Source organism: Streptomyces sp. NPDC053542 (genome assembly GCF_044544685.1).
In the GTDB taxonomy this organism is placed as follows: domain Bacteria; phylum Actinomycetota; class Actinomycetes; order Streptomycetales; family Streptomycetaceae; genus Streptomyces.
Window position 1 is genome coordinate 164,462 of the sequence record NZ_JBITXL010000001.1, and the last position, 23,451, is coordinate 187,912.

The window sequence follows — 23,451 nt, forward strand, 5'->3', positions numbered from 1 at the left end:
GGGGGGCGGGTGGACCCCCACGTCCGTCTTTTCCGGCTTCCCCGTATCCGTGCCGGGAGACGCCACACCAGGGATCGAATCACCGCCCTGGCGCGCCGGCCCTCCCCCACTGCTCTGCGTCGGCCCGCCGGAGTCCTTTTCCGCCTCCGACGCAGGCGGTAAGCCGTCCCGTTGCTGGGACGAAGACGGGTTCTTCCCCGACGGAACGTTGGCGGGGTCCTCCTCCGAGGGGTGGGCACATGCGGTGACACCGACGCACACGATGAACGCCGCCGCTGCGACGGCGTGGGCGGCTTTGACTGCTCGCGCGTTCATGACGGACCCCCGTCCGCAACCCTCTCCCCCAAACTAGCAGCGGTCCGGTGGCCGGTCGCCGTCGAAGAAGAGGGCCGCGGCCGCAGCGGCGGCCCGGCCCGGCATCAGGTCTCAGAGACCCCTCGAACGTGCCCTCAGCCGTTCAGTCGCAACGTCCACACCACCGTCATCTCGCCCGTGACGGCCCCGTCCTCGCGGTGGATGGCGATACTGACCGGGAACTCCGGGCGCCCGCCCTCATCGAGCTCGGCGACGACCTCGGCAGCCGGGCGGCCCAGGGTCGCCGTGGCCGTTATCGGGCCCTTGGCCACCTTCTTGTAGCCGATCTCCGCCCGCACCGCGAGCGGCACCGCGCGAGAGAGCTGATCGCCGAACGCCTTGAGGACGATGGCGCCGCTGGCGGACTCGGCCAGGGTGAACATGGCGCCCGCGTGGGGGCCGCCGATGTGGTTGTGGAAGTCCGGCTGGTCCGGGAGCCGCAGCACCGCACGCTCCGAGGTGACCTCGACGAACTCCAGATTCAGGGTCCGCACCATCGGAACCGCGGCGGCCAGCATTTCGCCCATCGAGGGGTTCTCAACTGTCATGAGCGGGATGTTACCGCCGAGTAGCTCAGCTGACCACCCCCGGCTTACGCTCCGCGACGCACCGGCCGGCGCCCCGCGAAGTACAGGCCGACGATCTACCAAGCGCAGGCCGACGCCCCGCGAAGCCCACGCCGACACCCCGCCGAGTACATGCCAAACACTCCCGAAACACCCGCGCGCGGCATCAGCCAACGTCAGGGTTCTGTCACGCTCCCTGGGGCAGCTGTGACACCTCCCACCTCGGACCTTTATCGTTAGCGCCCATGTGGCCAGGACAGCAGCCGCCCGGGGGCGAGCAGAACCCGCAGGATCAGAACCCGTATCAGCAGCCGGGTTACCAGCAGCAGCCGAATCCGTATCAGCAGGCGGGTTATCAGCAGCCCAATCCGTACCAGGGCCAGCAGCCCATGCAGCCTCCGCAGCCGCAGTGGCAGGGGCCGGGCGGGCCCCAGGGGCCGTTCGGGCCGCAGTCACCCAAGGGCGGCGGTGGCGGCAACGAGAAGAAGACCACCATGGCGATCGCCATCGTCGCGGCGGTCGCGGTCGTGGCGGCCGCCGTGGTCACCGGCGTCTTCGTCCTCCAGGACGACAAGGGTGACAAAAAGGTCGTCGCCAAGGAGGACCCGAAGCCCACCCACTCGCAGTCCGCGACGGCCGAGCCGACGGAGTCGGCGGGCGGGGAGAGCGGGGGCGCGGGCCCCGGTGGCGACCCGAACGCTCCCGATCGGCCAGTGATCAAGGGCTGGCAGACGGTGGTCAACTCCAAGCGTCACGTGGCATTCGACGTCCCCACCAAGGACTGGACGACCACCTCGGCGGACACCTACACGGGGTTCCAGGACGAGAAGGACAAGTCCGGTTTCCCCAAGACCCTGATCTCGATGACCGCACCGGCCTACCTCAAGGAGGACTGGTGCACCATCAAGGACAAGGACGGCAACGAGTCCACCGCGTCGCTGGCCGGCACCGGCGTCAAGGGCGCGCAGGGCGCGAAGAGCCAGGCCGAGGCCGCCCAGAACGAGGCCCTGAACTGGGTCTGGGCCGGTTACGATCAGAAGAAGACCGGTACGTTCAAGGGCACCAAGGCGAAGTCCTTCAAGAGCGATCACGGCATCACCGGAAAGCTGTCAACGGCGACCGTGACCGGCGTGAAGAAGGACAACAAGTGCGACTCGGACGGCAAGGCATACGCGGTCACGTACACCGACACCACCGGTGAGTACGCGACCTGGATCCTCTACGCCGCCAAGGACGTCAAGGGCGAGATCGACGAGGCCACGGTCAAGAAGATCATGAGCTCCCTCCGGCCGCTCGAATAACCCCCTCGGACAACGACACCACGCCTGCGGGCAAGAACGCGGGACAAGAACGCGATGCTGCTGTGATGAAGATGGCGCGCCCCGCCTGGGCGGGGCGCAATTACACGCTGCTGACGGCCGCCGCCGTGGTCACGGGTCTCGGAAGTTCCGGGGCCCTGATCGCGGCGGCGTTCGCCGTGCTGGCAGCCGGCGGTTCGGCGACCGACGTCGGCCTGGTCGCCGCCGCCCGTACGATCCCCCTGGTGATCTTCCTCCTGGTCGGAGGAGCGATCGCCGACCGGCTGCCGCGGCACCGCGTCATGGTCGCCGCCAACGCCCTGAACTGCGTCTCCCAGGGCGCCTTCGCGCTGCTGGTGCTCACCGGCGAACCACGGCTGTGGCAGATGGCGCTGCTGTCCGCGCTGGGCGGCACCGGCCAGGCGTTCTTCGCGCCCGCCGCCGAGGGCATGGTCCTCGCCAGCGTCTCCGGCGAGCATTCGGGACGCGCCTTCGCGTTCTTCCGTATGGGCATGAACGGCGCGAACATCGGCGGCGCCGCACTGGGCGGCGCGCTGATCGCGGCGGTCGGGCCCGGCTGGGTACTGGCCGTCGACGCCGCCGCCTTCGCGCTCGCCGGGCTGCTGCGGGCGTTCCTCGACGTACGGGGCGTGCCGCCGCGCGAGCCGGGGCACGGCCTGGTCGCCGATCTCCGGGACGGCTGGCGGGAGGTGGTCTCGCGGCCCTGGCTGTGGGCGATCGTCCTGCAGTTCGCCGTCGTCAACGCGGTGGTCGCGGCCGCCGAGGCGGTGTACGGACCGCTGGTCGCGCAGGACCATCTCGGCGGTCCGGGCCCGTGGGGGCTCGCGCTGGCGGCGTTCGGTGCCGGTACGGTCTGCGGCGCGCTGCTGATGACCCGGTACAAGCCGCGCTACCTGCTGCGGGTGGGTGCGCTGTGCGTCTTCCCGCTCGCCCTGCCGTCCGCCGCGCTGGCGGTGCCGGTGCCGGCCGGTGCGCTGACCGGGGTGATGTTCGGTGCGGGTATCGCCGTCGAGGTGTTCGCGGTGACGTGGATGATGGCGCTGCACCAGGAGATACCGGAGGAGAAGTTCTCCCGGGTCTCGTCGTACGACTGGCTCGGTTCCCTCGCGATGGTGCCGCTGGCGACCGCACTGGCGGGCCCGGTGCAGGATCTGGTGGGCCGTACCGCCGCGCTCTGGGGCTGCTCGGCCCTGATCGGGCTGCTGACGGCCGCGGTGCTGTGCGTACGGGATGTGCGGTGGCTGCGGCGGCGTACGGAGCCGGTGGCGACGACGGTCCTTGAGTCCCCGGCGGGAACCGCTGACGAGGCTTCGGCCGAGGCGCCCGAGGGTGCACCCACCGCTTCGGCCGAGGCGCCCGAGGGCGCGGGCACCGCTTCGGCCGACGAGATCACCCCACGCTGAACGCGCCCGCGGGCGGCTCCGGTGACGCGACCGCCTCCGCGTCCCGTACCGGCCGCGCGTCGCCGATGAGCTGCCGCAGCCGGTGGCCGTGCTCGACCCGGGCGGGGAAGGCGTCGGCCGTCACCCGCCGCGCGATGTCGGCCAGCGGCAGCTCCTCCTGCGAGGCGACCAGGACCGCGTTGCCGAACCGGCGCCCGCGCAGCACCGACGGCTCCGCGATCAGGCAGAGCTGCGCGAAGACCGCGGTGAAGTTGGCGAGCTGGCCGCGCAGGAAGGTGAAGGGTGCGCTGTCGGCGAGGTTCGCCACGTAACAGCCGCCCGGGCGCAGCACGCGGCCGGCGGCCCGCGCGTACTCCGCCGAGGTCAGGTGCGCCGGCACCCGCGATCCGCCGAAGACGTCCGCCACCACGACGTCCACGGAGGCCGCCGGCGCCGCTTCCAGCGCGGTACGGGCGTCGGCGGCGTGCACCGATATCCCGTTGTCCGCGGGCAGCGGGAGGTACCGGCGTACGAGGTCGAGCAGGCCGCGGTCGGCCTCGATCACGTGTTGCCGGGAGCCGGGGCGGGTCGCGGCGAGGTAGCGCGGCAGAGCGAGCGCGCCGCCCCCTAGATGCAGCGCGTCGAGCGGGCGGCCGGGCTCGCCCGCCGCGTCCAGGACGTGGGCGATCCGGCGGGCGTACTCGAACTCCAGGTACGTGGGCTCGTCGAGGTCCACGTACGACTGGGGAGCGCCGTCGACGGTGAGCAGCACGGCGCGCGGCCGGTCCACATCGGGCAGCAACTTGGCCGTGCCGCAGTCCACTTCCTGGGTGACGGGCACGAGGGCCTCGGGCGCGGGCGTCTCCGACAGGAGAGAGGTCGGGGTGGGGACATCATCGGATCGGTCTGTCACCGTCCTATTGTGCGGTGCTCAGGCGGTGTTGCGTACCGCTCGCCGCCCTCCGACGCGGACGCGGACCGGCGGGCATCCCTCACCCGCCATCCGTCCACACCCGGGCCGCCTCCGCCGCGTGGGCCGTCGCCTGGATGCGGCCGGCGCGGGCCGCGGCCGCGCGCTTGGACGGGTCCAGGACGTTGCGGCCGAAGGCCGCCCGCGCGGCACGGTCGGGCGTGATGACCAGTACCTCCGCTCCTTCCGCCGCGAGCCGCGCGGCCTGCGAGCGCGGTGTCGCAACGGGGCCGCCGCCCGACGCCATGGGCGCGATCACGACGACGCGCCCGTACCCGGCGGCGAGGTCCGCGTTCGCGCACGAGTGGACGCCGCCGTCGATCCACCGGCGGTCGCCGATCGTCACCGGCGGCCAGACGCCGGGCACCGCACAGCTCGCGGCGACCGCGTCGGCGAGCTTCACCCCGCTCCCGCCGTCGAACGCGCTGCGCTCCCCCGAGAGCGCGTCCACCGCCGTGATCATCAGCCGCCGGGCAGGCCACTCCTGCGAGAGCAGCCGTCCGGCGATCACCGCCCGCTGGGTGTTCTCGGGACCGGTACGGGCGGCCAGCGCCAGCCGCCCCATCCGTGCGCCGAAGGTCACCGCGTCCCGCGACCGCAGCGCTATGGCCGCGAACCGGGCCATCGACACGGCGCCCATCCGCGCCGGCGCGCCGCCCCCCTGCGCGATGCCGACGCCGCCTGCGGATGCACCGACCGACGGGCCGCCCGAAGGCCCGGCCAGCTGCCGCTCGTACAGCTCCTCCAGCGTCAGCTGTCCGGAGGTGAGTTGTGCGCCGACCAGGGAGCCCGCCGATGTGCCGATGACGACGTCGGCCGTGCAGAGGTTCACCCCCGCCTCGGCCAGTCCGGCGAGCATCCCGATCTCCCAGCCGATGCCCGTCAGCCCGCCACCGCCCAGCACCAACGCCGTACCCGCCATGCGTGCCGCTCTCCCATTCGTCGATGGTCCGACATTCCTCGGTCCGGCGTTCCCCATGCTCCAAGGGTCCGCCGGACGTGCAGTCTTCCATCGGGAACGCGCCACCGACAGGCCCCATCCGGACCCGGCCCGCACACCCGGACACCCGCGCCCTCGCACAAGAAATTGCACGTGAACGCGGGTGTGCAGGTGCACGTGTGACCGCACGGTACGGGCTTCCGGAACTCGCCCGAACGGCCCTCGGAACCGGTCCCGCGGACCTGGCCCTTCAGACCCCGGTCCTTCAGACCTGGTGCCTCAGACCCGATCCCTCAGCCCCGATCCCTCTGACCTGGCGCCTTCGACCAGGCCCCTCAGCCCCCGTCCGTGATCACGTCGCGGACCGTGCCGGCGCCCACCGTGCGCCCGCCCTCGCGGATGGCGAAGCCGAGGCCCGGCTCCAGCGGCGTGCCGCGGCCCAGTCGTACCGTCACGTGGACGGTCTCACCGGGGCGGGCGGTGCCGCGCTCGCCGAGGTCCAGCTCACCGACCACGTCGGCCGTGCGGATGTAGAACTGCGGCCGGTACCCGGTCGACAGCGGGGTGCGCCGGCCGCCCTCGTCGGCGGACAGCACGTACACCTCGGCGGTGAACGCGCGGCGCGGCGTGACGCTGCCCGGCGCGGCGATCACCTGCCCGCGGCGGACCGCGTCCCGGGCCACGCCGCGCAGCAGCAGCGCCACGTTGTCGCCCGCCTCCGCGTACTCCATCGGCTTGCCGAAGGTCTCCAGGCCGGTGACCACGGCCGTGGCGCCGTCCCCCGTCTCGCCGACGAGCTGCACGCGGTCGCCCATGCGTACGCTGCCGCGCTCGACCGCCCCGGTGACGACCGTGCCCCGCCCCGTGATCGTCAGGACGTTCTCCACCGGGAGGAGGAACGGCGCGTCCACGTAGCGCTCGGGCACCGGGACGTACGTGTCGACGGCGTCCAGCAGCGCCTCGATGGCCGCCGTCCAGCGCGGGTCGCCCTCCAGGGCACGCAGCCCGGAGACGCGGACGACCGGTACGTGCTCACCGTCGTACCCGTGCGCGTGCAGCAGCTCGCGCACCTCCAGCTCTACGAGGTCGGTGAGCTCCGGGTCCCCGGCGTCGGCCTTGTTCAGGGCGACGACCAGGTGCCGCACGCCGACCTGCTTGGCGAGCAGCACGTGCTCGGAGGTCTGCGGCATGACGCCGTCGAGCGCGGAGACGACCAGGATCGCGCCGTCGAGCTGCGCCGCTCCGGTGACCATGTTCTTGATGAAGTCGGCGTGGCCCGGCATGTCCACATGGGCGTAGTGCCGCGTGCTCGTCTCGTACTCGACGTGCGAGATGTTGATGGTGATGCCGCGGGCGCTCTCCTCCGGGGCCCGGTCGATGCGGTCGAACGGGACGTACGTGCCGCTGCCGCGGTCGCTGAGGACCTTGGTGAGGGCGGCGGTCAGGGTCGTCTTGCCGTGGTCGACGTGCCCGATCGTGCCGATGTTGAGATGCGGCTTGGTGCGCACGTAGGCCGTCTTGGGGCTCTGGGACATGGGTGTCTGTCTCCTTCGCGCGGGCCGCGGCCGACGGCGTGCGTCGGCCCCGGCCGGGCGCGGTACGGAAGCGCTGGGGGCGTGCGGTACCGAGGCGGTACTCACCTTCCGCTGCAGCGCTGTGATGATGACGGCGGCTCAGCGCCGTACGGACCCCTCGACCGGCCCGACCCTCCCCCTGCGGGGCCCGCCGGACGATCCGGGGAGGGTCAGCTTCGGACGCCGTCGAATGCGGCGGTGGCCGGCAGGACGACAGTCCTCGCCAGGGCGGTGACGGCAGCCTTCGGCGCGTCCGCGACGGCGGACGTGAGCGCGAGGAAGGCGAACCGGGTCATGGGGAAAGGATCGCGGGCGGACGGCGCCGCGTCGACCGATTTATCGGGCCCGCGGCGGACGGCGGGTACCGTTCCTGCGGCGAGCAGCGAGCGGCGAGCAGCGGGCAGCCGGCCGGCTCCCTCCCCGTAGACCGTCCGTAGCCCGTCAGTAGACCGCCTGTAGAACGCCCGTAGAACGCCCGTAGACCGCTGTTACACCTCTATTGCACCGCTATTACACCGCTCCGACGCCGAGTCGGTTACGCTCCCCTGATGCTCGATTCCGCTGCCCCGCCCGACGGCCTCGCCGTGCGCTGTACGCGGCTCCTCCTGTCCCCCTGGTCGCGGCTGGCACTGCTGGTCGCGCTGCTCGCGTGCGCCGCGACCGCCATGCTCGTATGGGAACCGCAGCGGCTGCTCGCCAACGGGTGGCCGCCGCACCTCTCCGGTGGCGTGGCCGTGGTGCTCTTCACGGTCGCGTACGGGCTGTGCACGACCGCGTTCGTCCCACGGCCCGTGCTGAACGCCGCGGCGGGCGCCCTCTTCGGCGCCCAGGTCGGGACGCCTGCCGCGCTGCTGGGAACGGTGCTCGGCTCCGCGCTCGCCTTCGGGCTCGGCCGACTGCTGGGCCAGGACGCCCTGCGACCGCTGCTCCGTACCCGCTGGCTCTCCGCGGCGGACCGGCAGTTGAGCCGGCACGGCTTCCGCTCGATGCTGGCCATCCGGCTCTTCCCCGGCCTGCCCTTCGCGGCCACCAACTACTGTGCCGCGGTATCCCGTATGCGGTGGCCCGCGTTCCTCCTCGCGACCGCGCTCGGCAGCATCCCGAACACCGCCGCGTACGTCGTGGCCGGTGCCCGCGCGTCCACGCCCACGTCACCCGCATTCCTGATCTCGATGGGCTTCATCGCCGTCACGGGCCTCGCTGCGGTCGCCGTCGCGTGGTGGAAACGCGGTGCGCTGCGCGCCGGTTCGGAATCCTGAGCGAGCTGTATTGGTGAACGTGCCGGATTCCTGAGCGTACTGTTTTACTGCATTCGCATACGCATTTGCCGTTGCATGTGCATCCGCACGCGCATACGAGAGTTTCCCTTATCGGACACAAAGACGAGATCGGGTACCGAGACAAGATCGGACACCGGGACAAGAACGGGCACCGAGACGAGAACGGCGACCGCGTGCTGCGGGGGCCAGGCAGCACCAGTCGCGCATTCATTCCCATTCACCGCCGACTTCATCGTCGACTTCGCCGTCGACATCCACTGTCAACGACGGCCATTCCCCTGACCGGTACTGAGCAGTAGAACTCAACCTCAATCAATTCCGGTCAAGTGCCCGCCCGGTACGAGCCATTCCCTTTATCGTCCGCGCGGCGTCTCCGACGCGCCCTCAGACGCAGCGCAGCGGCACGCGCGCGCCGGCGAGATGCGCCGCGGAACCGCCTCCCGCCGGAGCCGTCGTGCGCGGCGCCCAACTGACCGCGATCTCCGCCCAGCACCGCTTGCCCGTCGGCGTGCGCTCGGCGCCGTGGTCGACGGACAACGCCGCGACGAGGAACAACCCTCGCCCGCCCTCGTCGTCCATGTCCGCGAGGCACGCGCTCGGAAGCTCGGTACTGGAGTCGGAAACCTCGATCAGCAGGGCCGCACCGTTCAGTCGCACACTGACAGCGACGGCACCGCCGCCCGCGTGCTGGACCGCGTTGGTGATCAATTCGCTGGTTACCAGTTCGACGTTATCGAGTGACTGGGCGTCGAATTGCACGCTCCAGCCCCGTAAGTCGCTCACTACCCGGCGCCGCGCTGCTGCCGCGGCGGCGGGCGTACCAGGCACGGAGAAGCTGAGCCCGTGCGCTTGCATGAGTGGCCTCCTGACTGAGTGGGCAACTCAGGCAAGCAGCGAAACGGCCGCGATGGCCAGATCGGACGCGGCGGCTGCATAACTCATGCAGGAGTTGCATCACTCTCGATTATGGTTTCATTACGCTCGGTAGAGCAGTCAGGATCGGCGACGGCAAAGGGGCCGTGGCACACATGGTCGACGCACAAAGTGAAGCGAAGAGGCTGGGCGAAGTGATCCGCCGGGCGCGAGTGCTGAAGAAGCTCTCGCAAGCGGATGTCGCCAAGGCCCTTGGCTATCACCAGTCGAAGGTGAGCCGCCTTGAAGGCGGCCGGGGTACCGAAGACACCCGCCTGTTGCGTGAAGTCGCACAGGTGCTTGGTATCCCGTTGGACAGTCTCGGCCTTGCTGCCTCCCCGGAAGTAAGCACCGCCGACCCTGAGGCAGAGGACATGTACCGCCGCACCTTCCTCGCCGCGAGCATCGCCGCGCTCGCGACACCGGACGTACCGGCCCCCGTCGCCCATGACGACCTGGTCCGTTCGCTTCTTCCCGGACCGGGCAAGGCAGCCGCCCGGCCGGCACTGAAATTCGCCGAACTGCGCGAGCGGGTGGCCGCCGTGCGCCGGCTGTTCTACCACTGCAGCTACAAGGAACTGGAGGGCACGCTCCCCGGCGTCATCGCCGATCTCCGGGCCGCCGCCGGCAGCAATTCGGCCGAGCTTTCGCAGCTTTCCGGCCTGCTTGCCACCGCGTACCAGACCGCGGCCGGCCTGCTTCTGAAGCAGAGCGACCACGGGAACGCCTGGCTCGCGGTCGGCCGCGCGATGGCGGAGGCGGAGCGCTCGGAGGACCCGGAGGTACTCGCGTCCAGCGTCCGCGTACATGCGCACGTCCTGGTGCGCGAGAAGCACGCCGCGCAGGCCGTGGCGATCGTCCGGCACACCGCCGACCAGCTCTCGGGCTCCTACGACCGCCGTTCGCCGCGCTATCTGGCCGCGTTCGGGCTGATGCTGCTGCGCGGGGTCACCGCGGCCAGCAGCAGCGGAGACCGGGCCGCGACGCGCGAAATGCTCGACGAGGCACGGGAGGTCGCGCGGTACGTCTCGCACGACCGGCCGGACGCCTGGGCCAACTTCAGCCCCACCAACGTGGAGCTGCATACGGTCAGCGCGTCCGTCTCGCTCGGTGACGCGGGGCAGGCGCTGGAGGCCGCGCGCCCCCTCATGCGCCGACACATCCCCGTACCGGAGCGCCGCGCCGGCCTGTGGGTGGACGTGGCACGGGCGTACAGCCAACAGGGCAAGCTCGCCGACGCGTTCCAGGCACTGCGCATCGCGGAGCGCTGCGCGTCCCAGGACATCCGCCGGCCCGCGGTACGCGAGATGGTCGCCGACATGGCCGCCCGCGACCGCCACCGCGCCCTCCCGGAACTCCACCTCTTCAGCCGCCGCCTGGGAGTCCCGGCGTGAGTCCGACCGCCGCACCGGACGGGGTCTCGGACTCGGACGCGCCTGGTGGGGGCGGCGATCCGAACGTGCCCGATGGGGACATGGACGTGGCCCCGGACGGAGACCTTGACGGAGACCTGGGAACGGTCGGCAGCCGGCGCCGGGAGCCGTTCCTGTATGTCGTACTCTGCGCGGCCGGCATCGCCGACGACGTCGACAAGCTGATCACTTCCGCGCAGCGACGCACCTGGCACGTCGGCGTCATCGCCACCCCGCGCGGCCTGGAGTGCATCGACGCCACCGCGATCGAGGCCCAGACCGGCTACCCCGTGCAGTCGGCCTGGCGCGCGCCGGGCGAGCCGCGCCCCCTGCCGCCCGCTGACGCGATCGCGGTCGCCCCGGCGACGTTCAACACGATCAACAAGTGGGCCCAGGGCATCGCCGACACCCTTGCGCTCGGCATCCTGTGCGAGGCGCACGGCTTCGGCATCCCCGTCGCCGCGCTGCCCTACCTGAACGCCGCGCAGGCCGCGCACCCCGCGTACGCACAGAGCCTGGCCCGGCTGCGCCGCATGGGCGTCCTGCTCGGCGACTACGCGCCGCACCCGCCCCGGACGGGCGGCGGCCGCATCCGCTTCCGCTGGGAACAGGCACTCGACCTGCTGGCACCGGTACTGAAGCGGGCCTAGGCACTCGGCGGGGCGCGGCTGGGGCTCGGGCTGGGGCTGGGGCTCGGGCTGGCCGGGAGCTGAGCGTGGGGTTGGGCCGGGGGCCCGCCCCTCACCAGTACCGGGGCGTGGGGCGGGGGCAAAACCGGGCCAGACCCGGGCCGATCGCCTGCCGGTCACTTGGGGACGCTACGCTGCCCTACGACCGGCGCAAGATCGCGCCGCAGCCCGCCCACGAGCCACCCCGTTCACCAGCTGTGCCATCAGTGATCCGCACGTGCGTCTGCACGCGTACGCGCTCAGCGTCCGTGTCGTACGCCTCACGCCCTGCGCGTTACGTCTCAGGGTCGCCTGATGCGTCATCAGCACCGCCCGAGGACGACGACACGACGCTGAGCCCGATCCACTCCCCCGAACCGGCACGCACAGCGGCCGCACGCATGACGGCCGCCACCCCGAATCCCTGCCGACCCGCACAATTGCCTGCACCTTCGCCTGCACGTCTGCTGGTAACGGCAACATCACCTTCCGGATGGCGTACTCCCCATGTCTTGGTTTGAATCATTCATCCTTGGACTCGTCCAGGGCCTGACCGAATTCCTTCCGATCTCTTCCAGCGCGCATCTGCGCCTGACCGCGGCCTTCGCCGGCTGGCACGACCCCGGCGCCGCGTTCACCGCGATCACCCAGATCGGTACCGAGACGGCCGTACTGATCTACTTCCGCAAGGACATCGTCCGGATCATCTCGGCCTGGGCCCGCTCGCTGGGGAACAAGGCGATGCGCCAGGACCACGACGCGCAGATGGGCTGGCTGGTCATCATCGGCTCCATCCCGATCGGCGTCCTCGGCATCACCCTCAAGGACGCGATCGAGGGCCCCTTCCGCGACCTCCGCCTGATCGCCACCACGCTCATCGTGCTGGGCATCGTCCTCGGCATCGCCGACCGCCTGGCGGCGCGCGATGAGACCGGCGGCCGCCACCGGGCCGCCAAGCAGCGCAAGACGCTCACCGACCTCGGCGTCAAGGACGGCCTGCTCTTCGGCGTCTGCCAGGCGATGGCCCTGATCCCGGGCGTCTCGCGCTCGGGCGCGACGATCAGCGGCGGTCTGCTCATGGGGTACACCCGGGAAGCCGCCGCACGGTACTCCTTCCTGCTGGCCATCCCCGCCGTACTGGCCTCCGGCGTCTACGAGCTGAAGGACGCCGGCAAGGGCCATGTGTCCTGGCCCCCCACCATCTTCGCCACGATCATCGCCTTCGTCGTCGGCTACGCGGTCATCGCGTGGTTCATGAAGTTCATCACCACCAAGAGCTTCATGCCGTTCGTCATCTACCGCGTCCTCCTGGGCATCGCCCTCTTCGCCCTGATCAGCGCGGGCGTCCTGAGCCCCCACGCAGGAGAATCGGCCGGCTGACCCCAGCCCCCGTCGGCCCCGCCCATCCCCCACTACGCCCCGCCCGGCTCCGCCCGAGGCGGGGCGTCGTCGTCGGCGGCGATCAGCTGCCGGGAGCGGCACCGGGCAGCCCGGGAGCGCCTCGAGGGGGTCGCCCCCTCCGCTGCCCCCCTCCGCTGACCAGGGCCGTCGCGGCCCGGACGAGGCGGCCGCACCTCTTCTGCTTCAGCGCGCTGACCGGCTTCGCCCTGGCGATCGGCGGGCTAGCGCTCACGGTCGGCCGGGCGCCCACCGCTCTGACGCTCGCGATCGCCCTGCTGGGCGGGGGCTGCGGCCTGATCGTCTCCGGTGGGCCTGTCCAGCCCCGTGGCCGTACTGGCCCCGGACGGCACCGGCCGTGCACGTGCGTATGCACTGGACGCCGCGGTGGACAACGGCCTCGGTAACCGGCCCGGCCGTCAGCAGCCTGCCGACAGGGCTGACGATCTCCGCGACTGCCTGCGGCGCGGCGCTGACCGGCGCGGTGACCGCGCTGCCGGCTCCGGTCCTCCTGCTGATCATCGCTGCCCTCCAACTCTGCGCTGCCGCGGCTTACCTCGTCGTGCGAGCGCGGGCCCGCGTGACCCCGCGATCGGTCGTTCCCGGTGGCCCCACTCCCCGCGCTGTCAGGGAGTGGGGCCGGTCCGAGTAGCGCCAGCAGCTCGGATAGGAACGTTGCTCACGGTAGCGGGGGCCACTGACAATCGCGGGCGCGCCGCCGGCCGGCGAACCGTTTCCGGCCGCTCGGTTCGTCGCGTTCGCCCCGCAATTCCAAGCTCCGGGCCGCCGGAAATTCCCCCGCAGGAGTGAACTTGCCACGGCCCGCGGCTCCTTGACGCCCCTGTCCCCGCTCCGGAAACGTACCTGTCAAATCCTTGTCGACTGACACGACTGACTCGACCGACTCGACCGACCACCCCAAGTACCCCAAATACTCCAAGTACCCCAAGGAGCCCCGTGGGCGAGCACAAGGACCGCATGCTGGCCGGTGACTGGTACATCGCCGATGACCCCGAGCTCCTCGCGGACACCGAACGCCGCATCGAACTCTGCGCGGCCTTCAACGCGGCCGCCGGACACACGCCCGGCATGTACGACCCGGCCCGGCGCGACGCGGTCCTGGCGCAGCTGCTCGGTTCGGTGGGTACGGACGTACGGATCCGCCCGCCGTTCCACTGCGACTTCGGCTACCTCATCAGCATCGGCTCCGGCACGTTCGTGAACTTCGGGGCGGTCTTCCTCGATGCCGGGCCCATCACCATCGGCGCCCACGTCCAGATCGGCCCCAACGTGCAGCTGCTGACCCCGACCCACGAGCTCGACAGCGAGCGGCGCCGGGCCGGCTGGGAGAAGGCCCTGCCCGTGACGATCGGCGACAACGTCTGGCTCGGCGGCGGCGTGATCGTCTGTCCGGGCGTGACCATCGGTGAGAACACCGTGGTGGGCGCCGGTGCAGTGGTCACCAAGGACCTGCCGCCGGGCGTCCTCGCCGTCGGCAACCCCGCCCGCGTACTGCGCAAACTGGACGAGACGACGAACTGACGGCCCGGCGGCCGGACAGCCCCGCGGCAGTCCGGCGGTCCGGCGGTCCGGCGGTCCGGCGGTCTACCCCGACATAACTCACGGTCGATTGTCAGTGCCTCCCCCTAATATGTGTCCCATGTCCGCAACTCATCTCCTTCCGGGCCAAGTCCGCCCCTCTGCCGCCGAAGTGAACGACTCCATACGGCGGTTCGTCCGGGCTCGGCGCGGTTGTGCCTGGACGGCCGAGGACCGCGAGGAGTACGCACGCCTTCTCGCGGCATGGACCTCGGCGATGCGGGACGACATCGTCACGGCGGCCTGAGACGGACGAGCCGGCGACGGACAGCACGACGGGCGCAGGGGGCAGGAGGGCAGGAGGGCGGTAGGACAGGCACAAGAAGAGGGACGCAGGACGACGACGCGGGACGACGAAACCGCACGTCGCGCGCCCCGCCCGCCAACGAGGGAGACTGGCCCCATGTGCCGCAGTATCAAGACGCTCCGCCCACCGACCACCCCTGACGTGACAGAGGAGGACATCCGCGCGGCGGCCTTGCAGTACGTACGCAAGGTCTCCGGATTCCGCGCGCCCGCCGCGCACAACCGCGAGGTCTTCGACGAGGCCGTGGACGCCGTCACCGCCGCGACCCGTGACCTCCTCGCGAACCTCCACGTACGCGGCAGCAGCCCAGCCACGCCCTCACACCCGACGACCTGACCCCCTCACTCGCCATTCACCACTCCAGATCCGCCTGTACCGGCAAGTGATCGCTCGGATACTGTCCGTCCTTGGCGAAGGTGTTGATCTCCGCGCGCAGTGTCCGCACGGACGGAGAGGTGAGCACCCAGTCCACGCGGTCGCCGTTCGGGACGAGCGGCCGGTAGCCGTGGAACGTGGCGTACTGGGCGCTCCGCTCCTCCGCCGTATCCCAGGAGTCCACGAGCGAGCCGGCGCGCAGCATCGTCTCGTACACCGGATTGCCGTGCGCGGCGACATTGAAATCGCCGGTCACGATCCGGGGCAGCCCCGCCTCGAGGGCGCGCAGCCGGTCGGTGATGAGCCCGGCGGAGCGTTCGCGCGAGCCCTGGTGGGCGTGATCAAGGTGGGTATTGAGGGCGTAGAAGTCCGTACCGGTCAGCAGGTCGCGGAAGCGCACCCACGTCACCATGCGGATGACGGTATTTCCCCAGGTCGCCGAGCCGATCACGTACGGCGTATCGGACAGCCAGAAGTGGTCGTACTCGACGGGCCGCAGTCGCCGCGTGTCATAAAAGATCGCCGCGAACTCGTCCCGGCTGCCGCCCGCGCGCCCGGTCCCCAGCCACGAGTACCGCGCTCCCAGGTCCTGCGCGATCTCCTGCAGCTGCCCGTACAGCCCCTCCTGCGTCCCCAGCAGGTGCGGCGCCTCCCGCCGCAACAGCTCCCGCATGACCGGGCGCCGCTGATCCCAGGAATTCGGCCGCTGCGCCGAGGCGTACCGCAGATTGAACGACATCACCCGCAGCCGCCGCCCGGCGCCGCCTTCCGAAGCCGCCCGCCGTTCCGCGGCCGCGGCCTGCGTGGCCCCACCGACCCCCACGGCCGGCATTGCCGCCGCGGCAACCACCCCCGCCGCCCGCAGAGCAAGCCGCCGCCCCACCCAGCCACTGCCGGCCTCGCCGACAGCCCCTCCTGCACGTGCCGATGCATTTGCGGTCACGGTTGCGGACACATCCCCTCCAGCCGACCGACCCGAGCCCTGCCGCCCTTCGCCCCTCCTGCTCTCCCACCCTTCCCTCGCAGAGCCCCGGAGAGTCTCAGCTCTCCTCGTTATGCGGAAGTGGCCACGGCCCGGCGCCCTCCGGAATTCGCCATGACGCCACGGCCCAGCACTCGTCGAGCCCTCGGCCGGATCGCGGAGCCCGACGACATCGGCGATGTCGTGCTGTTCCTCGCTTTTTCATGAGGCGGTTCGAGAACAAGGTAGCGCTGGTCACGAGCGGGCGGTCCGGCATCGGGAAGGCCATCGCTCAGCGGCGGCGGGACGAAGGCGCAGCGGTCTGTACGGCACAACGCGGGCGTGATGCAGGAAGCCGCGGTCGAGGCGATGACTCCGGAAGACTGGCAGCACAGTCTCGCCGTGAATCCGACAGCCCCCTTCCTGCGCGTCAAAGGCCGGCCTTCATGGGCTGACCCGTGCCGTGGCGGTGGATCACGGGCATGAAGGCTCCGGCGCGACATCGGCTGTATCCACCCGGTGGCCCGCACGGGAAAGCCGGAGGAAGTCGCGGCGCTCGTGGCCTTCCTCGCCGCCGACGAGGCCGCTTTCATCACCGGGCAGGCGTACACGGTCGATGGAGGCCGCATAGCGAAGTTGAGCCTGCCCTGACCCTTGCCGGGTAACTGCGCGTCTGTGGCCGGAATGGGTTCACTCGGTGGGGCGCTTGGAGACCAGACGTTTCAGGGCAGGCAACAGGAGGACAGCTACTTCCTGAAACGCACAAATGCCCTTACCGGAACGGGAGTTACGTGATGTTACGTCGCCTGCGCGGCATGCTGGTGGTCCTGGGAGTTCTTTCAGGTGTACTCGGTCCGGTCTCCGTGGCCGGTGCGCGGCCCGCATCCGCCGCGGCGGTGGTCGACATCAGCTGCCCCGTGGGCAGCCAGGTCGGCACCTACACCCCGGGCCTTACGTACGAGCCTCGCGATGTCGCCTTCCGGACGAGCGGCAACGTATCCGGTTGTGTGGACCTCAGCGGCAGCGGCATCTCTGGCGCGTCTTTCTCGGCCGTTGGCCAGGGGAGGGCGAACTGCCTGGCGGGCAGCTTGTCCAACACCTCGACGTATCGCTGGAACAACGGGCAGACCAGCACCGTCAGGGGCACAGTCACGATCGGTCTCAGGCCCAATGGAGTCAGGGTCATGGTGCTGACGGGCACGGTGGAATCCGGACTGTTCACCGGAGCGACGGTCGTTCAGACGAAGGTTCTTCTCAACTCCGATCTGACCGCGTGTCTGAGTCCGGAAGGGCTGACCTCTGTCGGGGGCCCGATCAGTCTGACCGTGGCCCTGTAGGAGACCGGGGACACCTCGTACGGAACCCACGAGCGGCTGACTCGTCCGTGTCACCTCGTGTGGAGTCCGGTCGCTCCGGACCACCGAACTCGGGCCGGCTTCTGTACGGCTTCGCCCCGTTCCGCAAGACGTCCCCACACGGCATCCAAGCCAAGTAGCTACGCAACGGTGATAGCCCCCGCGAGGAGGGCGAAGGCGATGTAGGCGAGGGAGACGGGGACGCCCCCGTGCAGGGCGGTCTTGTGGAAGTCGCCGAGGCCGGCCTTGACGAGGCCGAGCAGGACTCACAGGGGTGCGGAGGTGGGGCCCATGCTGTGGAGGATCTGGCCTATCGCGCCGGCGCGGGCCGAAGAGGGCGGTGATCACCATCCACAGGACGGCGCCGGGGCCGCCGGAGGCCACGGCCGTGGCGATGCCCGCGATGGTGCCGACACCGACCCGGCTCGACAGGCTCAGCGCCAAGAGGGGCAGGTCAGAGGGCCGGCCGACGACGTCTAGGTCATACACCTGGATACGCGGCCTCGGCCCGGGCCGCAGTGGCGGCGTCCGACGGGCAGGCCGGACGCCGCTGCCGCTCACCTTCAGGCCGGTGAGGTGACCGCCCGGCCGAGATGCCGGGCGAGGAACCGGACCGAGCTGTCGACCTCGTACATGGGGAATTCCACGTGCGTGCCCGCGTTGGCGTGCAACGTCTTCTCCTTCGAGGCGAAGGCGTCGAACAGCGCGAGGCCGGCCGCGCGTGGGATGCGCTCGTCGTCCCACTGCAGGGCGAACTCGACCGGGACGGTGATCTGCTTCGCCTTCTCGAGCAGGGCGTCGGGCCACATCATGCCGAATACCGCAGCCGTGATCCTGGGCTCGGCCGCCACCAGCGGCACCCCGATCGCGGTGCCCATGGCGATACCGACGTAGCCCACCGGCCCATCGGCGCCGATCTCCGGAAGTTCCTGAAGGGCGTCCAGGGTCGTCTGCCACTCGGGCACGGCGAGCTCCGCCAGGCGGGCGTTGTATCGGACGACGATCGGGCCCTCCGGCTCGCCCGCCGCCTGCGCCCTGCGCAGCTCGTCGATGTCCCGCTCGTCCTGCGCGGTGCGCGGCCGGTCGCCGTGACCGGGCGCGTCGATGACGGCGACATGGAAGCCACAGCCGGTCACGAGAAGCTGGGCGCGGCCCGCCATCGCCGGATGCTTCTTGTGGCGGCCGCCGCCGTGGCCCATCAGGACCAGGGGCGCGCGATCGGCGCCGGAGGCCGGCGACCAGAGAACTCCGGGGACGCCGCCCACGGTGAAGTCACGTTCGCGCACGCCGTTCGACGACGACTCGGCGGTGAATTGCAGAGATTGCAAAGAGTGCATAGGTGTTGCCTTTCGGGAGTGCCTTGTTGTCGAGGCGCTCCCGGCGACACCTACATCAATCGCCGGCCGTGACGAGAAGGGGGAGCACCCACGTCGAAACAGCGTTCATGGGTCTCACCTCCTCGGGCGGTGTCACGGTCGACTGGAAAACTACAAGCCCGCGCATCGTCCCGTCCAATGCCTTTCCCAGCCAGGTGATGACCAGTCCAAACGGCTCCTAAGGGAGCAGGATCGGGCCCGGGTCGAGGGCGTAGGTGAGGGCCGTGTCGGGGCTGGACTCGTAGCCGGCGCGAAAGGCCGCTGTGTATGCCTGGTTGCCGAGGGCATCGCGGGCCTGCTGTTCGCAGGTTCGGCGGGTGGCGGTCCAGAGTGGGTTGCATTGGGGTTTGCCGAGGACGTCCCGGATCTGCTGGGCCAGGCCGAGCAGGTAGGCCGCGTACTCCTCCTGGCCCACGTTCGCGGCGGCCTGGGCGAGCACGACCACAGCCAGCGCAACCCCTCGGCTGTCGTTGAGTCGCTGCTTGACGGCCAATGCCGCCTGCGCGCTCACCCGCGCGGCCCCGGGCCGGCCGCAGGCCAACTCGGCCTGGGCGCGCATAAGATCCGCGTGCGCACGCATCCATCGCTCACCGTGCCGATGGCAGTCGGCACTCAACTGCTCCAGTACGGCGATGGCCTTCTCACTGTTGCCCATGACGGTGTGTGCGTAGGCGAGGTCGAGCTGGGCCAGCAGCGTGGCAAGGTTGAGCTCGCCGCTGTCCTGGTACTCGGCGAGCAGGTCCTCGGCCAGAGCTGCCACCCGCGCCGTGTCGCCGCGCATCAACGCCGCGCACATACTGAGGGCCTGTGCCTGCTCTGCCGCGTCGGCGTCGTCGAGGTACTCGGCGATCGCCGCACAGGCAGCCGCCGCCTCGTTGTCACCCTGGGGCAGCAGGGCCAGGCCGCGCGCCCACAATGCCTTGCGACGTGCCTGGCTCGGGGTGGGATCGGCGGCCAGTGCCCGGTTCAGATAGTGCTGTCCTTCGGTGAAGAATCCGCAGCAGAACCAGAAGAACCACAGCGCGCCGGCCAGCTCCAGTGCGGGACGCCCCTCCGGCCGGTCCAGGCTGAACTCCAGCGCGGCTCGGAGGTTGTCGTGTTCGGCGTTCATCCGGTCGTACCAGGAGAACTGGTCGCGTCCTATCCATGCGGCGTCGGCCCGGCGGGCCAATCGGCGGTAGTAGTCCCGGTGCCGGAGCCGCACCTCGTCCTCCTCGCCCAGACCGCGAAGCCAGAAGGCGCCGTACTCACGGATGGTGTCCAGCATCCGATAACGTTCGCCGTCCCCGGTGGGCAGCCAGATCAGAACCGACGTGTCCACCAGCTCCGCCAGCACAGCAGGGACGTGCTCATCGGGGAGGTGGGCGTCGGCGCACACCTGCCGGACCGCCTCCGCGTCGAAGGTGCCGGCGAAGACCGACAGCCGCGCCCAGGCCAGCCGCTCGGCCGGGCTGCACAGCTGGTGGCTCCAGCCGATCGCGGTGTGCAGCGCCTGGTGCCAGGGCGGCTCCGCGCCGTGGACCGCCTCCTCGGTGGTGCCCAGGACCGCGAACCGGTCTTCCAACCGTGTGTTCAGTACGGCCAGCGGCATGTCCCGCAGGCGGGCGGCGGCCAGCTCGATGGCCAGCGGGAGCCCCTCCAAGTGCCGGGACAGCCGCAGCACTTGGTCGCGGTTGGCGTCGGTGACGGTGAAGCCGGGCACCGCTTCGGCGGCACGGTCGGCCAGCAGGGTCACCGCGTCCGCCGCCACCGCAGCACAGTCGTCCCCCACCGGCAGCGGTTCGAGGGCGAGCACTTGCTCGCCGGGCACGCCCAGCGGCCGGCGACTGGTGGTCAAAATGCACAGTCCGGGGGCGGCGAGCAGCAGCGCCTGGGCGGTCAGGGAGCAGGCGTCGGTGAGGTGTTCGCAGGTGTCCCAGACCAGCAGCAGCTCCCGGTCGGCCAGGTACTCCGCCAACACATCGATCATGGAGCGATTGGTCTGGTCGGTCGTCAACGGGAGGGACTGGGCGATGGTGTGCGGCAGCAGTCTGCCGTCCTGCAGCGGCGAGAGCTCCACCAGCCATGCCCCGTCCGCGAACTCCGACTGGAGAGCGGTCGCCACCTGGAGGGCCAAGCGGGTCTTGCCGACCCCGCCGACCCCGGTCAAGGTCACCAACTGTGCCTGTCGGCACGCCTCCTGGACCCGGTCCAGCTCATCGCCGCGACCGATCAGCTTCCTCATTTGTACGGGCAGATTCCCTGCGCTTCGTGCTCCCGCGCCCATTGGCCTTCCTCCCCGTCTGCCTCCGCGGAGCTGACCGGATCCTTTTGCCTTCGATCAGGTGGTACCAGCACCAGTACCAGTACTAGTAGCCACAGGTGACATTCACGCTGTTTCGGTGGAATGCATGACAGCGCCTGGCCAATGGTGAGAGCCTGCCCCTCCCTGGCCTCACCTCCGCTTGGGTAAGGCCGTGCGCCGGCCAGGGCCCGCCCCGCGTGCTCGGGTGGGCCAGATGCCTAGCGCAGGGCGGCGGTGACCAGACCTTCGAGGGCCTCGCGCGGTACTTCGCCGCCGCTGACCAACCGGTCCAAGACCAGGCCGTCGACGCAGGCCAGCAGGGTGTGAGTGCGCGTCTCGACGTCTTTCACACCGTGCGCGGCGAGGAACAGCCGGACGGCCTCGCGGCCGGCGTTCTCGCGGGGTACGAGGATCTCGCGCAGCTCCGGGTCGCGCACGCTCTCGACGGCGCAGGCGTAGCGGGCGAGCGAGCGGCGGCGGCCCTCGCCGGTGAGCCGCTGCCGGGTGAGCAGTGCGATGCCGTCCACCAGTTCCTCGACGGTGCGCAGGGGGGAGAGCCGTTCGGCCGTTGTGTGCAGTTCGGCCTGGTCGAGTTGGACCAGGCGTGCGACGAGTCCGGTGAGCAGCGCGGCCCGGGTGCGGAAGTAGGCCGAGGTGGTGCCGGGCGGCAGGGCCGCTTTGCGGTCGACCGCGCGGTGGGTCAGGCCACGTATCCCTTCGTCGGCGAGTACGTCGAGTGCTGCGTCCGCGAGGAGGGTGCGCCGATCCGAAGCCATGACTCCTTTCTACACCTGTAGAGCACGTCTGCAGAGGCATCTGTGGAGCACACCCGCAGAGCTCCGCTACGATCGGCTTTCTACAGGTGTAGAAGAACGGGGGCTTCGGAATGGGCAACACGGCAGTGGTGGTCGGAGGGGGCATCGGCGGGCTGGCCACCGCCGTTGGCCTGCGCCGCATCGGGTGGGACGTGACGGTGGTCGAGCGCGCGCCCGTGCTCGGGGACGCGGGGGCGGGCATCTCGCTGGCCGCCAACGGCCTGCGGGCACTGGACGAACTCGGCCTCGGCAAGGCGGTACGGGATGCCTCGCGAGGCCAGTACAGCGGCGGCACCCGCACGCCACGGGGCAGTTGGCTGACCCGGATGGACGGCGCGGCGCTGGAGAAGGCGGTGGGTACGCCGATCATGGGCATCCCGCGCTCCACCTTGCACCGACTACTTCGCGACGCCCTGCCCTCCGAAGCGTTGCTGATCGGCTCCGAGGCGGTCTCGGTCGAGCAGACCGGCCCCGGGACGGTACGAGTCGACTGCGGCGGCACGGTCCTGGACGCCGATGTGGTGGTGGCGGCCGATGGCATCGGCAGTACAGTGCGCGGCCACCTCTTCCCGGACCATCCCGGCCCGGTCTACAGCGGCTCGACGGTGCTGCGTGCCATCACCGAGCAGGCGGTCGACCTGCGCACCGACTTCGAGCTGACCTGGGGACGCGGGGCCGAGTTCGGGCACATCGCCTTCCATGACGGGCGGGCCGAGTGGCACGCCGTCCTCAACCTCCCCGCCGGCACGCGGTTCGCCGACCCACTGGCCGAACTGCGCCGACGGTTCCACACCTGGCACGGCGCGATCCCCGCCCTGCTGAATGCGACCCGGCCCGCCGCCGTACTGCACCACGACGTCAACGAACTCCGCACGCCGCTCCCCTCGTACACGGTCGGCCGCATCGCGCTGCTCGGCGACGCGGCACACGCGATGACCCCGAACCTCGGGCAGGGTGCCTGCCAGGCGCTGGAGGACGCGGTAACACTGGCCGCCGCGCTCGCCACCGGGCCCACCGTGGAAGCCGCGCTCGCCCGCTACGACGCCGAGCGCCGGCCCCGCAGTCAGGCGGTCGCGCGGGCAGCCCGGCAGGCCGGACGGATGGGTCAGCAGCTCTCCCACCCACTGGCCGTCGCCCTGCGGAACACGGCGATGCGACTGACGCCCTCCCGCGCCGCGACGCGCATGATCCTCCGTCATCACACCTGGGTTCCACCACAGCTGGACTGACGTCGGCGTAGGGTCGACGATGGGTCGGCGTTGGCACGCGTGTACCCCAGAGAGGGCAAACCCTTCTCCGCTCCGGCCTTCTCAGCCGCTGAACGTCCACGCCACCGAGTCGTCGGCGGCGACGAGGACGCCGTACACGACCAGGTCGCAGAGTCCCAGTCCGAGCCCCGCCAGCGCGGGGCCGCGGCGGCCGGTGGAACGGTACAGCGCGAGGCTCGCCAGGACGATGGCGGCGGGCCCCAGGATCAGGTTCATGACCAGCAATCCGATGAGGCCCATGACGAACGAGGCGACGGCCATGCCGTCGGCGTCGCGCAGTCCGGTCCGCCTGCGGGCGGAAGCGGTGACCTCCATCATGACGCGGTGACCTCCATC

At 70.8% G+C, this 23,451-nt stretch carries 23 protein-coding genes and 1 pseudogene; 12 read left to right on the top strand and 12 right to left on the bottom strand.

Annotation, left to right across the window (positions count from 1 at the left end):
* Positions 1-449: 449 nt before the first annotated feature.
* Positions 450-902: a DUF4442 domain-containing protein gene (locus tag ACIGXO_RS00720; protein WP_399778609.1), complete on the bottom strand. Its 453-nt coding sequence runs from the start codon at positions 900-902 to the stop codon at positions 450-452.
* 263 nt (positions 903-1,165) lie between these two features.
* Here ACIGXO_RS00720 and ACIGXO_RS00725 point away from each other — a divergent pair, with 263 nt between their 5' ends.
* Together ACIGXO_RS00725 and ACIGXO_RS00730 are read left to right on the top strand one after the other, a co-directional pair.
* Complete coding sequence (locus ACIGXO_RS00725; protein WP_399778610.1) at positions 1,166-2,221, top strand: hypothetical protein; 1,056 nt, start codon at positions 1,166-1,168, stop codon at positions 2,219-2,221.
* 65 nt (positions 2,222-2,286) lie between these two features.
* Positions 2,287-3,642 carry an MFS transporter gene (locus tag ACIGXO_RS00730; protein WP_399778612.1) on the top strand — a complete coding sequence of 452 codons (1,356 nt, stop codon included), beginning with the start codon at positions 2,287-2,289 and terminating at the stop codon, positions 3,640-3,642.
* On the opposite strand, the gene ACIGXO_RS00735 is transcribed toward ACIGXO_RS00730, so the two are convergent.
* The 4 genes from ACIGXO_RS00735 to ACIGXO_RS00750 all read right to left on the bottom strand — a co-directional run bounded on the left by ACIGXO_RS00735 (position 3,629) and on the right by ACIGXO_RS00750 (position 7,401).
* Positions 3,629-4,492: a spermidine synthase gene (locus ACIGXO_RS00735; RefSeq protein WP_399779899.1), complete on the bottom strand. Its 864-nt coding sequence runs from the start codon at positions 4,490-4,492 to the stop codon at positions 3,629-3,631. The two genes, ACIGXO_RS00730 and ACIGXO_RS00735, sit on opposite strands and share 14 nt — an antisense overlap.
* A gap of 121 nt (positions 4,493-4,613) precedes the next feature.
* Positions 4,614-5,513: a patatin-like phospholipase family protein gene (locus tag ACIGXO_RS00740; protein ID WP_399778614.1), complete on the bottom strand. Its 900-nt coding sequence runs from the start codon at positions 5,511-5,513 to the stop codon at positions 4,614-4,616.
* Positions 5,514-5,866: 353 nt separating this feature from the next.
* Entirely contained in the window at positions 5,867-7,066 is a 1,200-nt protein-coding gene (tuf, locus tag ACIGXO_RS00745) for an elongation factor Tu (protein ID WP_399778616.1), read from the bottom strand.
* A gap of 209 nt (positions 7,067-7,275) precedes the next feature.
* On the bottom strand, positions 7,276-7,401 hold the full coding sequence (locus ACIGXO_RS00750; protein ID WP_399778618.1) for a hypothetical protein: 126 nt from the start codon (positions 7,399-7,401) through the stop codon (positions 7,276-7,278).
* Positions 7,402-7,653: 252 nt separating this feature from the next.
* On the opposite strand from ACIGXO_RS00750, the gene ACIGXO_RS00755 reads away from it, so the two are divergent.
* Positions 7,654-8,364, top strand: a complete 711-nt coding sequence (locus tag ACIGXO_RS00755; protein WP_399778620.1) for a TVP38/TMEM64 family protein — start codon at positions 7,654-7,656, stop codon at positions 8,362-8,364.
* Between the two features lie 405 nt (positions 8,365-8,769).
* Here ACIGXO_RS00755 and ACIGXO_RS00760 read toward each other — a convergent pair whose 3' ends face one another.
* A complete protein-coding gene (locus ACIGXO_RS00760; RefSeq protein WP_399778621.1) occupies positions 8,770-9,240 on the bottom strand; it encodes an ATP-binding protein in 471 nt (156 codons plus the stop codon).
* A 173-nt stretch (positions 9,241-9,413) separates the two neighbouring features.
* On the opposite strand from ACIGXO_RS00760, the gene ACIGXO_RS00765 reads away from it, so the two are divergent.
* The 6 genes from ACIGXO_RS00765 (at position 9,414) to ACIGXO_RS00790 (ending at position 15,017) form a co-directional block, all read left to right on the top strand.
* Positions 9,414-10,691 carry a helix-turn-helix domain-containing protein gene (locus ACIGXO_RS00765; protein WP_399778623.1) on the top strand — a complete coding sequence of 426 codons (1,278 nt, stop codon included), beginning with the start codon at positions 9,414-9,416 and terminating at the stop codon, positions 10,689-10,691.
* Between the two features lie 80 nt (positions 10,692-10,771).
* The gene (locus tag ACIGXO_RS00770; protein ID WP_399779902.1) at positions 10,772-11,359 is read left to right on the top strand and encodes a flavoprotein; all 588 of its coding nucleotides are present in this window, start codon (positions 10,772-10,774) and stop codon (positions 11,357-11,359) included.
* Between the two features lie 525 nt (positions 11,360-11,884).
* Positions 11,885-12,757 carry an undecaprenyl-diphosphate phosphatase gene (locus tag ACIGXO_RS00775; RefSeq protein WP_399778625.1) on the top strand — a complete coding sequence of 291 codons (873 nt, stop codon included), beginning with the start codon at positions 11,885-11,887 and terminating at the stop codon, positions 12,755-12,757.
* A gap of 975 nt (positions 12,758-13,732) precedes the next feature.
* Positions 13,733-14,317 carry a sugar O-acetyltransferase gene (locus tag ACIGXO_RS00780; RefSeq protein WP_399778627.1) on the top strand — a complete coding sequence of 195 codons (585 nt, stop codon included), beginning with the start codon at positions 13,733-13,735 and terminating at the stop codon, positions 14,315-14,317.
* A 118-nt stretch (positions 14,318-14,435) separates the two neighbouring features.
* A complete protein-coding gene (locus ACIGXO_RS00785) occupies positions 14,436-14,621 on the top strand; it encodes a hypothetical protein (RefSeq protein ID WP_399778629.1) in 186 nt (61 codons plus the stop codon).
* Between the two features lie 156 nt (positions 14,622-14,777).
* The gene (locus tag ACIGXO_RS00790; RefSeq protein ID WP_399778631.1) at positions 14,778-15,017 is read left to right on the top strand and encodes a DUF2277 domain-containing protein; all 240 of its coding nucleotides are present in this window, start codon (positions 14,778-14,780) and stop codon (positions 15,015-15,017) included.
* Positions 15,018-15,033: 16 nt separating this feature from the next.
* Here ACIGXO_RS00790 and ACIGXO_RS00795 read toward each other — a convergent pair whose 3' ends face one another.
* Complete coding sequence (locus tag ACIGXO_RS00795; RefSeq protein ID WP_399778633.1) at positions 15,034-15,888, bottom strand: endonuclease/exonuclease/phosphatase family protein; 855 nt, start codon at positions 15,886-15,888, stop codon at positions 15,034-15,036.
* Between the two features lie 648 nt (positions 15,889-16,536).
* Here ACIGXO_RS00795 and ACIGXO_RS00800 point away from each other — a divergent pair.
* Positions 16,537-16,668 (top strand): SDR family oxidoreductase, encoded by a 132-nt coding sequence (locus ACIGXO_RS00800; RefSeq protein WP_399778635.1) that lies wholly within the window; start codon positions 16,537-16,539, stop codon positions 16,666-16,668.
* Positions 16,669-16,832: 164 nt separating this feature from the next.
* Positions 16,833-17,354 (top strand): hypothetical protein, encoded by a 522-nt coding sequence (locus ACIGXO_RS00805; protein ID WP_399780005.1) that lies wholly within the window; start codon positions 16,833-16,835, stop codon positions 17,352-17,354.
* A 399-nt stretch (positions 17,355-17,753) separates the two neighbouring features.
* Here the strand turns inward: ACIGXO_RS00805 and ACIGXO_RS00810 are convergent.
* The 4 genes and pseudogenes from ACIGXO_RS00810 to ACIGXO_RS00825 all read right to left on the bottom strand — a co-directional run.
* Positions 17,754-17,933 (bottom strand): annotated as a pseudogene (locus tag ACIGXO_RS00810) (hypothetical protein); the annotation flags it as partial.
* A 2-nt stretch (positions 17,934-17,935) separates the two neighbouring features.
* On the bottom strand, positions 17,936-18,700 hold the full coding sequence (locus tag ACIGXO_RS00815) for an alpha/beta hydrolase (protein WP_399779905.1): 765 nt from the start codon (positions 18,698-18,700) through the stop codon (positions 17,936-17,938).
* A 226-nt stretch (positions 18,701-18,926) separates the two neighbouring features.
* Positions 18,927-20,972, bottom strand: coding sequence for an ATP-binding protein (locus ACIGXO_RS00820; RefSeq protein ID WP_399778637.1), 2,046 nt, complete (start codon positions 20,970-20,972; stop codon positions 18,927-18,929).
* A gap of 278 nt (positions 20,973-21,250) precedes the next feature.
* Positions 21,251-21,808 carry a TetR/AcrR family transcriptional regulator gene (locus ACIGXO_RS00825; protein WP_399778639.1) on the bottom strand — a complete coding sequence of 186 codons (558 nt, stop codon included), beginning with the start codon at positions 21,806-21,808 and terminating at the stop codon, positions 21,251-21,253.
* Between the two features lie 110 nt (positions 21,809-21,918).
* On the opposite strand from ACIGXO_RS00825, the gene ACIGXO_RS00830 reads away from it, so the two are divergent.
* Positions 21,919-23,076 (top strand): FAD-dependent monooxygenase, encoded by a 1,158-nt coding sequence (locus ACIGXO_RS00830; RefSeq protein ID WP_399778641.1) that lies wholly within the window; start codon positions 21,919-21,921, stop codon positions 23,074-23,076.
* 81 nt (positions 23,077-23,157) lie between these two features.
* On the opposite strand, the gene ACIGXO_RS00835 is transcribed toward ACIGXO_RS00830, so the two are convergent.
* Positions 23,158-23,430 carry a DUF4190 domain-containing protein gene (locus ACIGXO_RS00835; RefSeq protein WP_399779908.1) on the bottom strand — a complete coding sequence of 91 codons (273 nt, stop codon included), beginning with the start codon at positions 23,428-23,430 and terminating at the stop codon, positions 23,158-23,160.
* Positions 23,431-23,451 lie beyond the last annotated feature (21 nt).

Bases quoted from the DNA above. Each gene is read 5' to 3' on its own strand.
- ACIGXO_RS00760 (WP_399778621.1), bottom strand. From the start codon at position 9,240: ATGCAAGCGCACGGGCTCAGCTTCTCCGTGCCTGGTACGCCCGCCGCC.
- ACIGXO_RS00830 (WP_399778641.1), top strand. From the start codon at position 21,919: ATGGGCAACACGGCAGTGGTGGTCGGAGGGGGCATCGGCGGGCTGGCC.
- ACIGXO_RS00725 (WP_399778610.1), top strand. From the start codon at position 1,166: ATGTGGCCAGGACAGCAGCCGCCCGGGGGCGAGCAGAACCCGCAGGAT.
- ACIGXO_RS00820 (WP_399778637.1), bottom strand. From the start codon at position 20,972: ATGAGGAAGCTGATCGGTCGCGGCGATGAGCTGGACCGGGTCCAGGAG.
- ACIGXO_RS00770 (WP_399779902.1), top strand. From the start codon at position 10,772: ATGGACGTGGCCCCGGACGGAGACCTTGACGGAGACCTGGGAACGGTC.
- ACIGXO_RS00805 (WP_399780005.1), top strand. From the start codon at position 16,833: ATGCTGGTGGTCCTGGGAGTTCTTTCAGGTGTACTCGGTCCGGTCTCC.
- ACIGXO_RS00755 (WP_399778620.1), top strand. From the start codon at position 7,654: ATGCTCGATTCCGCTGCCCCGCCCGACGGCCTCGCCGTGCGCTGTACG.
- ACIGXO_RS00835 (WP_399779908.1), bottom strand. From the start codon at position 23,430: ATGGAGGTCACCGCTTCCGCCCGCAGGCGGACCGGACTGCGCGACGCC.
- tuf (WP_399778616.1), bottom strand. From the start codon at position 7,066: ATGTCCCAGAGCCCCAAGACGGCCTACGTGCGCACCAAGCCGCATCTC.
- ACIGXO_RS00825 (WP_399778639.1), bottom strand. From the start codon at position 21,808: ATGGCTTCGGATCGGCGCACCCTCCTCGCGGACGCAGCACTCGACGTA.
- ACIGXO_RS00730 (WP_399778612.1), top strand. From the start codon at position 2,287: ATGAAGATGGCGCGCCCCGCCTGGGCGGGGCGCAATTACACGCTGCTG.
- ACIGXO_RS00765 (WP_399778623.1), top strand. From the start codon at position 9,414: ATGGTCGACGCACAAAGTGAAGCGAAGAGGCTGGGCGAAGTGATCCGC.
- ACIGXO_RS00740 (WP_399778614.1), bottom strand. From the start codon at position 5,513: ATGGCGGGTACGGCGTTGGTGCTGGGCGGTGGCGGGCTGACGGGCATC.
- ACIGXO_RS00750 (WP_399778618.1), bottom strand. From the start codon at position 7,401: ATGACCCGGTTCGCCTTCCTCGCGCTCACGTCCGCCGTCGCGGACGCG.
- ACIGXO_RS00775 (WP_399778625.1), top strand. From the start codon at position 11,885: ATGTCTTGGTTTGAATCATTCATCCTTGGACTCGTCCAGGGCCTGACC.
- ACIGXO_RS00720 (WP_399778609.1), bottom strand. From the start codon at position 902: ATGACAGTTGAGAACCCCTCGATGGGCGAAATGCTGGCCGCCGCGGTT.
- ACIGXO_RS00795 (WP_399778633.1), bottom strand. From the start codon at position 15,888: ATGCCGGCCGTGGGGGTCGGTGGGGCCACGCAGGCCGCGGCCGCGGAA.
- ACIGXO_RS00785 (WP_399778629.1), top strand. From the start codon at position 14,436: ATGTCCGCAACTCATCTCCTTCCGGGCCAAGTCCGCCCCTCTGCCGCC.
- ACIGXO_RS00790 (WP_399778631.1), top strand. From the start codon at position 14,778: ATGTGCCGCAGTATCAAGACGCTCCGCCCACCGACCACCCCTGACGTG.